The sequence below is a fragment of the Protofrankia sp. CiP3 genome (assembly GCF_917627345.1).
Classification (GTDB): Bacteria; Actinomycetota; Actinomycetes; order Frankiales; family Frankiaceae; genus Protofrankia.
In genome coordinates, this window is sequence record NZ_CAKJTM010000001.1 from 121,894 (window position 1) to 131,379 (window position 9,486).

At 68.1% G+C, this 9,486-nt stretch carries 6 protein-coding genes; 2 read left to right on the forward strand and 4 right to left on the reverse strand.

Annotated features, from left to right (window positions below):
• Window positions 1–186 precede the first annotated feature (186 nt).
• Window positions 187–1,284 (forward strand): nucleotidyltransferase, encoded by a 1,098-nt coding sequence (locus MJ797_RS00545; RefSeq protein WP_239329458.1) that lies wholly within the window; start codon window positions 187–189, stop codon window positions 1,282–1,284.
• On the opposite strand, the gene MJ797_RS00550 is transcribed toward MJ797_RS00545, so the two are convergent.
• The 3 genes from MJ797_RS00550 to MJ797_RS00560 all read right to left on the reverse strand — a co-directional run bounded on the left by MJ797_RS00550 (window position 1,281) and on the right by MJ797_RS00560 (window position 5,482).
• Complete coding sequence (locus tag MJ797_RS00550; RefSeq protein ID WP_239329468.1) at window positions 1,281–3,524, reverse strand: MMPL family transporter; 2,244 nt, start codon at window positions 3,522–3,524, stop codon at window positions 1,281–1,283. The two genes, MJ797_RS00545 and MJ797_RS00550, sit on opposite strands and share 4 nt — an antisense overlap.
• 128 nt (window positions 3,525–3,652) lie before the next feature.
• Complete coding sequence (locus tag MJ797_RS00555) at window positions 3,653–4,594, reverse strand: pseudouridine-5'-phosphate glycosidase (RefSeq protein WP_239329477.1); 942 nt, start codon at window positions 4,592–4,594, stop codon at window positions 3,653–3,655.
• A gap of 51 nt (window positions 4,595–4,645) precedes the next feature.
• Window positions 4,646–5,482: a polysaccharide deacetylase family protein gene (locus MJ797_RS00560; RefSeq protein WP_239329496.1), complete on the reverse strand. Its 837-nt coding sequence runs from the start codon at window positions 5,480–5,482 to the stop codon at window positions 4,646–4,648.
• Window positions 5,483–5,641: 159 nt separating this feature from the next.
• Between MJ797_RS00560 and MJ797_RS00565 the strand changes: the two genes are divergently transcribed.
• A complete protein-coding gene (locus MJ797_RS00565; protein WP_239330179.1) occupies window positions 5,642–6,481 on the forward strand; it encodes an HNH endonuclease signature motif containing protein in 840 nt (279 codons plus the stop codon).
• A gap of 179 nt (window positions 6,482–6,660) precedes the next feature.
• Here MJ797_RS00565 and clpB read toward each other — a convergent pair whose 3' ends face one another.
• Complete coding sequence (clpB, locus tag MJ797_RS00570; RefSeq protein WP_239329514.1) at window positions 6,661–9,267, reverse strand: ATP-dependent chaperone ClpB; 2,607 nt, start codon at window positions 9,265–9,267, stop codon at window positions 6,661–6,663.
• Window positions 9,268–9,486 lie beyond the last annotated feature (219 nt).

Consider the following 9,486-nt stretch of genomic DNA (forward strand, 5'->3'; position numbering starts at 1 on the left):
CTTAGAGTTACCAAGCTGGCCCCGATGTTTACCTCGCCGCAGGATGCGGCACCATAGATGCGATGTCGCGAATGGGACGGTGTGGACCGGTCGCCCAGCTCGCGCGTCCGTGTCGGTTGATCATCGGCGCGTGTCATGGATGGGGGACCGTACGGTTGGCGCGAAGGCGCCTGGGAGGTTCTCAGAGTGAGCGTGGAAACCCAGCGTGAAGTCGCACTTACGAACAGTCCGGACGAGGCAGGTCCAGTGCGACCGCGCGGGTCCGAGGTCACGTATGATCATCTAATTATTCCGCCACATTGGCGCCGTTCGGACGAGTCCGGGCCAGGGGCGTGCAATCCGCTGTTCCCGGATGATCCGTGTATCGATCCGCATAATCCACAGACCGGTCCCATCACGGGCGCCATGACCGGCCCTCTGCTGGTGGGTACCACCGCTCGTGCGTTCGCCAAGCTCGACGACCTGGTCCGCCTCAATGCCGACGACCGCGCGGTCATCGACGCCCGGCGGGATGACGCCGAGCAGGCCCTGCGGGCGATCTTCCCGCCGCGCTGCGCGTTGCCTCTCGTCGGTGTGGCGACCATCGGTTCCGCGGGGCGTGACACGATGATCCGCCCGCTGGACGAGGTTGACATCTTTGTCGTGTTCAGCGCCGCCAACAGCGCGTGGAAGCGCTTCCGTTGGGACTCTCGCGACCTGCTGCTCTGTGTCCGTAACGCGATCGGCGGTGACCGCATCCAGACGATCGGCACGCGTGGCCAGGCCATGCGCATCGTCTACAACTCAGCCCCGGACGTCCATCTCGTGCCCGCCTTCGACCATCCGCGGGCTGGTTATGTCATGCCGGACTGTGTGGGCGGATGGCTGCCGACCCGCCCTGAGCGGCACGCGAGCTGGATGGCGGACGCGGGCCCGCGGGTCGCCTCGGCGGTTCGGCTGCTCAAGGCGTGGAATCGAGTCTGTGGCAGTCATCTGCGTTCGTTCCACCTGGAGGCGCTCGCGGGCAAGATTCTGATCAACCGTGGGCTCAACACCCGGCAAGCGCTGGCGGAGGTCTTCAGGCACATCGAGAACAAGGGATTCACCGCCTACGACCCGGCGGAGGTCGGCGGTGACCTGTCGACGTACCTGCAGCCAGGCGACTGCGACGCCCTTGCGGAGTCGGTGCGTTTCGCCCGTGCCCATGCTGATGACGCTGTTGAAGCGGAACAGGCAGGCCGGCACGAGGATGCTGTCAACCTGTGGCGGCAGGTATTCGGGCCGGAGTTTCCGACTTTCGGTTAGGGGCTTTCGCGGATATCGGTGGCAGAGTCCCTTCGCGACCGCGGCACGTCCGTGATGGCGGATGCCGCCTCCCGGGGCGTGGTCACGGCGTGCTCTGTGTGCTCTGTGTGCCCCAAAGCCCGACTAGGACCTCGGCGTTGTTGATGGTCGGTGGCAGAGCCGGCGCCGGCTGTCCCGAGCCGGTCCGGCGGTAGCGTCGCCAGGCGACTCGGCCACCAGATCTTCGGGCCGATGTCGAGCGCCAGCGCGGGGACGAGGATCGAGCGCACCACCAGGGTGTCGAGCAGCACGCCGAACGCCACCAGAAAGCCCACCTCGGCAAGCTGTACCAGCGGCAGGATGAACAGTACCGAGAAGGTGGCCGCCAGCACGACTCCCGCCGAGGTGATGACGCCGCCGGTGACGGCAAGCCCGTGGCGTACTCCCGGCTCGGGGCCGATTCTCTCAGCTTCTTCCCGGACCCTGATCATCAGGAAGATGTTGTAATCGATTCCCAGCGCTACCAGGAAGATGAATCCCAGCAATGGCAGGGAGGGATCGGCACCGGCGAAGCCGAACAGCCAGTCATATGCGAGCGCGCTGGCGCCGAGCGCGGCCAGGAACGACAGCACCACGGTCGCGATCAGCAGTAACGGGGTGACCACCGCCCTCAGCAGCAGCCCGAGAATCACGGCCAGGACACTCAGGACCACGGGGATGACGACCCGCTGATCGCGCACGGAGGCGGTGCGTACGTCCAGATTCACGGCGGTTGTTCCGCCGACCAGCCCGTCCGCGCCGGGTATCGCGTGGACGGCATCCCGGAGCTGTTTAACCGTGTCGAAGGAGGCCTTCGTGTCGGGCGGCGGCGAAAGAATAGCAATGAACTGGACCAGGTTCGCTCCGCGCCCGTTTTCTTCGGCAGCGGTGACCGCGGGATTTCCGCGAATGGTGGCAAGGACGTCGGCCGCGGCCGAGGCGTTGGCAATGACATATGCCGGCGCGGTCGCGCCAGCCGGGAAACTGCGCTGGGCGAGTTCCTGACCTACCACGGAGTCCACCGGTCCGGTGAATCCCTGATCTCCACGTAGGTCCGTGTTCAGATGTACGGTCGCGAACGCCAGCCCGGTCAGTACCAGCGTGGCCGCGATCCAGACCCGGCGAGGCCGCGCGGCGATTCGAGCGCCGGCCCGTGACCAGAAACCGGATTCCTCGACCGCTCCCGTGCCGTACACGGGGATGAACGGCCAGAACAACCGCCGGCCGCACGCGACAAGCACGGCCGGGAGAAGCGTCATCATCGTTACCAGCGCCGCGGCTATACCGATGGCTCCCACCGGGCCGAGACCTCGGTCGGAGTTGAGATCGCCCAGTAACAGGCACAGCAGGCCCACGATGACCGTCGCGGCGGAGGCGACGACCGCCGGCCCGGCCCGGCGGATAGCGACCCCCATTGCCTCGTGCGCACTTTCGTGCCTGGTCAGTTCCTCTCGGTATCGGGCGATGAGCAGAAGCGCGTAGTCGGTGCCCGCGCCGAATACAAGCACCCGTAATATTCCAGCGCTCTGCCCGTTGACGGTCAGCTCGCCGTACCTGGCCGCGAGATAGGTCAGGGCGGTGGCCACCTGGTCGGCGATGGCGACCGACAGCAGCGGCGCCAGCCACAGGAAAGGGCTGCGGTAGACGATGAGGAGAATGACCGCGACAACCCCACCGGTGACGAACAGCAGGGTGGTATCGACACCGCTGAACACGTCGTAGGAGTCTGTCAACAGACCGGCTGGTCCGGCCAGCCCCGTCTGTAGCCCGGGCGGCGCGGCATTGCGCACGATCCGGCGGATCTCCTTGACGTCATGGGTGAAATCCACGATGTCTGACCGCTGCGCGAGGCTGATACTCAGCAGCAGCGCATTGCCCCTGGGGGACGGGATAGGCCCACCGATCGGGATTACGGAGAACCTTTGGAGCTCGTGACCGAGCGCCTCCACCGTTGCCCGGTCGGCGGAGGTCAGCTCGGGATCACGGGCGAAGACGACGATCGCCGGTACGGCGTCCCCGCCCGGCAGGAGCCGCTGGGCCGTGAGCACGCGGGTGGATTCGGCTCCGGCGGGCAGGAAGGCCGCGGCGTCGTTCTTCTGCGCGTCGGCCAGTCTGGACGCGAGTGGGCTGACAACGACCGTAATAATGATCCACAGCAGGAGGGCGGCCCACTTGAGCCGTGGCCGGGCCGACCACGCGACGATTCTCCAGGCTCTGTCCACCAGCATCCCCGCCTCCGGTCCCAAGCAAGGATGTTCGCAGGAAGGCCGTCTGAGACGGAAGCGATACGGCGGGCGCGACAGCGTGACGGGTTATCAGGGTTTTCGAGCAGGCGGCATGCTGTGCCCCATCAGCCTGCGGCTCCATCGACACCCGGAGCGCCAGCTTCGGTGGCCCAGGCGGTGGCGATGCCGGCGGCGACGGTCACGTTGTTGCGGACGACGGCGATGTTCGTCTCCAGGCTGGCGCCGGCCGTTTCGCGGTGGAACGTCTCCAGCAGGAAAGGGGTGACGGCCTTCCCGCGCAGGCCCCGCCGGGCCGCCCCGGCCAGCGCCTCAGCGAGGACCCGGTCATGCAGGTCATGGTCGAGCTGCTCGGCCTCGGGCACCGGATTGGCGACGACCACGGCAGAGCGCAGGCCGAGCGTGTCGGCATCGGCCATGACGGCGGCGACCTGCCGCGCGTCCTCCACCCGCCAGTCGACAGCGAACTCCGTCCGGGACAGGTAAAAACCGGGGAAGCTGTTCGTTCGCCACCCGAGCAGGGTCACGCCGAGGGTTTCCAGCCGTTCGAGCGTCGCGCCGACGTCCAGGATCGACTTCACCCCCGCGCAGACCACGGTGATCGGGGTACAGGCCAGCGTGACCATGTCCGCGGATTCGTCCGCGCTGTCGGCCCAGCCGCGGTGCGCCCCGCCGAGCCCGCCGGTGGCGAAGACGCGGATGCCGGCACGGGCGGCGAGCAGCGACGTGGCGGCGACCGTGGTCGCGCCGGTACGGTGCAGCGCGGAGGCGACGGGCAGGTCCCGGACGGACAGCTTCGCTACATCCGAGGCCTCCGCGATTGCGCTGAGCGCATCCGGGCACAGGCCGACGGTGGGTGTCCCGTCGATCACGGCGATGGTGGCCGGCGTCACTCCGCGGTCGCGCAGCAGCGTTTCCAGCTCGGCCGCGACCTCCCGGTTACGGGGACGCGGCAGGCCGTGGGCGATCAGTGTCGACTCCAGCGCGACCACCGGCTGCCCCGTGCCCAGCGCTGCCCGGACCTCGTCGGCAACCGCGAGCCCTCGCATCGCCCGACACTATCCAGGCGCGGCGCCATCAGCCGCCGCGCCTGGTCGAGGTCAGGCGAAAAGATCGTGTACCGTCACCGGGCGTAGCCCCTTCTGCTGAAGACCGGTGATGATTCGAGGCAAGGCGGGGATCGTGCCCGCATGCCCGAAGTGCAGGCTCACCACCGAGCCGGGCTGTACCGCGGCAAGCGTGCGCGTGACCACCGCGTCGGCGCCGGGGTCGGTGTAGTCGAGCGGATCCACATCGTAGGACAGGCAGTGCGCGTAACCAGCCCGGCCAGCCTCGGCGAGCACCGTCGGGGTGGCATGGTGCATCGCTGAGGGCCGGAAGTAGTCCCCCGGCCCGCCGGTCACCCGCTCCATGATCTCCTGCGAGCGCTCCACCTCCGAGCGCACCACGGCAGCGCTCTGTCGGTCAAGATCGGCGAGATGGGTGTACGTGTGGTTCCCGATTTCGTGTCCGGCGTCCCGGACGCGGCGGGCGTAGTCCGGGTACCGCTCCAGCCAGTTGCACACGAACATGCAGGTGATCGGCACTTGGGCCTGGGCCACGGCGGCGAGGAGCCCGTCGACCAGAGCGATGTCGCCGTTGGTGTGGAACGTCAGCGCCACCTCCGGACGGCCTGAGCTCGCGCGTACCAGTTCGGTCGCCGGGCCGCCTCCGGTGGATGGTGTTGAGGAGGCTGCCGCGGCGGCACCCGCCGACGGCGGGACAACTCCCGCGGTGGCCGTTGGCGGCGTGCCCGCCGACGGCTCGGCGCCGCGGCCGCTGTCACCACCGCCGTTGTCGGTGCCACCGCTGGTACGGCCGCCAGCCGCGCATCCGGCGAGCACCACCGCCGCACCCGCGAGCAGGCCGCGCCGAGTCGATGAACCGGAAAAGCACACCGCAGCACCTTACCGCCGGTGCTGGGTCAGCCCCATCGCGCGTTTCGCGGGGTTGATCGCGCTCTTCGCTTCGGCTATGCTTCGAACGTGAGTTCGACTTCCTTTGGGGTAGAAGGGGTGGCCGGTATGCGGTTGGCTGATCTGCCCGCACGGCGGGGTATGGCGGCTCGGTTCGATCCGCTCTCTGATCCTGACGCCGTGAGCGGAGATCGGAACAGAGCTCATCGGGCGTGTGCGTTGACCGTGTCGTCCTCGCTCGAGGGCAAGATGTTCCTGCGGGGCCAGCTCGACGCGGAAGGAGGGGAGACCGTCACCGCGGCCTTGGACGCGGCTATGGGAGGAGCGCCCGCGGCGGACGATACGCGCTCCAAAGCCCAGCGTCGGGCGGACGCCCTGGTCGAAATCGCCCGACATTATCTGGGCCAGGCAGATCTTTCGCAGGTGCATGGCCATCGACCGCAGCTGACCGCTGTAGTCGATGTCGCGGCGTTGCTACCGCCGATGCGGGCAGCAACCTCGGCGGCCTCAGAAGCCGGCCCGGATCTTCCTGCCGTCCCCGCGCGTGCGGCAGCGGCGGTCCGTCCGCCGGAGTTTCCCACGAGGCTCACCGTCCGTGCTGGTTTCACCGGCGGATGGCCGATCAGTCTTGCCGCCATCCGCCGGATCGCGTGCGACGCACAAGTCAGTCATCTGCTGACCTGGGGCGAAAGTAAAATTTTCGATCTCAGTCGGGAGGCTCCCACGGTCTCTGCCGCGCAGCATCGCGCGTTGGAGCTCCGCGACGGCGGATGCGTCTACCCGGGCTGTGACCGGCCGCCGTCGTTCTGCGACGGTCATCATCTCGTGCATTGGATCGATGGGGGGCCGACCGAGCTCGACAATCTTGTTCTGCAATGCGGGCGGCATCATCGGAGGCTCCATGAGGAAGGCGAGACCCTCTACCGCGACGACATCGGCACCTGGCGGATCCGGGGAGCCGACGCCGACAGTGAGCCCTAGGGCGTGTTTCGAAAGCCATCTGTCCGGCTCGCCACGTCCAGGCGGCCTCTGGCTGCGTTCTCGGCCACACCGATACAACTCATCCGGTATCGGTGTGGCCTGCGGCCTTGCCAGGAACTACCTGGACGCGGCTCCCTGATCGAACCACGACTTCCGAAACACGCCGTAGTCCGAACCGATCATCCGGTATGCACCGCGGGGTGAACCTGGAGACCACGGCGGTTCGGGCCGACATCGACGACAACCTCGTCGCCGTCCCGTACGGTGCCGGCGAGCAGCTCCCGGGCCAGCGAGTCTCCGATCGAGGTCTGCACCAGCCGCCGCAGCGGGCGGGCCCCGAAAACCGGGTCGAAGCCGGCGTCGGCCAGCCAGGCACGTGCCGCGTCGGTGACCGTCAGCGTGATCCGCCGGTCGGTGAGCCGGGCTCGCAGCAGGCCAAGCTGGAGGTCGACGATGCGGGCCAGGTCGTCGCGGTCAAGCTGGTCAAAGACCAGGACATCGTCGAGCCGGTTGAGGAACTCGGGCTTGAATGCCTCCTGGACGACGACCATCACGGAATCGTGCCGCACCTGTGGCGACAGAGTCGGATCCGCGATGAATTGCGACCCGAGGTTGGACGTCAGTACCACGATCGTGCTGCGGAAGTCGACCGTCCGGCCCTGGCCGTCGGTGAGACGCCCGTCGTCGAGCACCTGCAGGAGGATGTCGAAAACGTCCGGATGCGCCTTCTCGATCTCATCCAACAGGATGACACTGTACGGGCGGCGGCGGATCGTCTCGGTGAGCTGCCCGCCCGACTCGAATCCGATGTAGCCGGGTGGCGCGCCGATGAGCCGCGCCACCGAGTGCTTCTCGGCGTACTCGCTCATGTCGATGCGCACCACCGCGCGTTCGTCGTCGAACAGAAAGTCCGCGAGCGCCTTCGCCAGCTCGGTCTTGCCGACCCCGGTGGGGCCGAGGAAGAGAAAAGAGCCGGTCGGCCGGTCCGGGTCGGAGATGCCGGCGCGGGCACGGCGCACGGCATCGGAAACAGCACGTACCGCGGCCCGCTGGCCGATGACGCGCCTGTGCAGCTCGTCCTCCATCCGGAGCAGTTTGGCGCTTTCACCCTCCAGCAGCCGGCCGGCGGGAATTCCTGTCCAGGAGGCGACGACTTCGGCCACATCGTCCGGGCCGACCTCCTCCTTCAGCATTGCGCCGTCTGCCTCGTCCGCGCCGGGCAGCGCGTCGGTTGCCGCGGCGAGCCGTTTCTCCAGGATGGGGATCGTGCCGTAGCGCAGCTCGCCGGCCTTGGCCAGGTCAAGGTCGCGCTCGGCGACCTCAATGGCCCGCTTGGCGTTCTCCAGCTCCTCCTTGACCTTCTGGACCTCGACGATGGAGCTCTTCTCCCGCTGCCAGCGGGCGGTCAGGCTGGACAGCTCGGTCCGCTTCTCGGTGAGTTCGCGCTGGAGGCGGCCGAGACGGTCCTTGGATGCCTTGTCGCTCTCCTTGGCCAGAGCCATCTCCTCGATCTCCAGGCGCCGGACGGCCCGCTCCAGCTCGTCGATGGCCACCGGCCGGCTGTCGATCTCCATCCGGAGCCGGGACGCGGCCTCGTCCACAAGGTCGATGGCCTTGTCAGGCAGGAAGCGCCCGCTGACGTACCGGTCGGACAGGGTGGCGGCGGCGACGAGAGCCGCGTCGGTGATGCGAACACCGTGGTGCACCTCGTAGCGTTCCTTGAGCCCGCGCAGGATGCCGATGGTGTCCTCCGTCGACGGCTCGCCGACCAGAACCGGTTGGAACCGGCGCTCCAGGGCTGGGTCCTTCTCGATACGGGTGCGGTACTCGTTGAGGGTTGTCGCGCCAATCATGCGCAGCTCGCCGCGGGCGAGCATGGGCTTGAGCATGTTGCCGGCGTCCATGGAACCTTCGGCGGCGCCGGCACCGACCACCGTGTGCAGCTCGTCGATGAACGTGATGAGCCGGCCTTCGGCGGAGCGGATCTCGTTGAGGACGGCCCGCAGCCGCTCCTCGAACTCGCCTCGCAGTTTCGACCCGGCAACCATCGACCCGAGGTCGAGCGAGACGATGCGCCGGTCGCGCAGGGACTCCGGAACATCACCGGCGACGACCCGCAGCGCGAGGCCTTCGACGATTGCGGTCTTGCCGACGCCCGGTTCACCGATGAGGACCGGGTTGTTCTTCGTCCGCCTGGACAGGACCTGCACAACCCGTCGGATCTCGGCGTCACGGCCGATAACCGGGTCGAGTTTGCCGGCCCGCGCCTGCTCGGTCAGGTCGACGGAGAACTTCTCCAGCGCCCGGTAGGCGCCCTCGGGATCGCGGCTGGTCACTCGGCGGACACCGCCGCGGACGGTGTCGAAGGCTCCGCGCAGGGTCTCGGCCGTCGCCCCGAACTCGGTCAGCACCCGGGAGGCCTCACCGCCCTCCTCCGCGAGCGCGACCAACAGGTGCTCGACCGAGGTGTATTCGTCATCGAGCCGATTCGCCTGCCGCTCGGCGTTGTCGAGGACGGTGATGAGCTGCCGGGACAGCTGCGGCGGGGAGACGCTGGCGCCGGTGGCGTGTGGCAGCCGGCTGACCGCCGCTTCCGCGCGGGCGCATACCTGGGCGAGCGGGACCTCGGTGGCGTCGAGCAGGTCGATCGCCACCCCGTTCGGCTGGCTCAGGACGGCTACCAGCAGATGAAGCGGGTCGACGAGCGGCGAGCCGTCGCCGGTGGCGCGGCTGACTGCGGAGGAGAGTGCTTCCTGGGAGCGGGCGGTGAGCCGGTCAGCGTTCATGGGAGTCCTAGAATGATCGTTTTGTGTGTTCCATCTTCACTAACGCTCAGAATAGTTGAGCCGTTCCGGCTTAAGAGTGCCCGAGGATAGGGCGTTCGATCAGTGAGCGGCTCATCCACGCCCGATCCGGCAAGGCGGCGGAGGAAGGCGCCCTGGTGCTGGGCGCCGACTGACGACAAGGCGGTCGGGCGGGATGCGGGGAGCCGCGAGCCGGGTCCA

Bases quoted from the DNA above. Each gene is read 5' to 3' on its own strand.
- MJ797_RS00555 (WP_239329477.1), bottom strand. From the start codon at position 4,594: ATGCGAGGGCTCGCGGTTGCCGACGAGGTCCGGGCAGCGCTGGGCACG.
- MJ797_RS00565 (WP_239330179.1), top strand. From the start codon at position 5,642: ATGGCGGCTCGGTTCGATCCGCTCTCTGATCCTGACGCCGTGAGCGGA.
- clpB (WP_239329514.1), bottom strand. From the start codon at position 9,267: ATGAACGCTGACCGGCTCACCGCCCGCTCCCAGGAAGCACTCTCCTCC.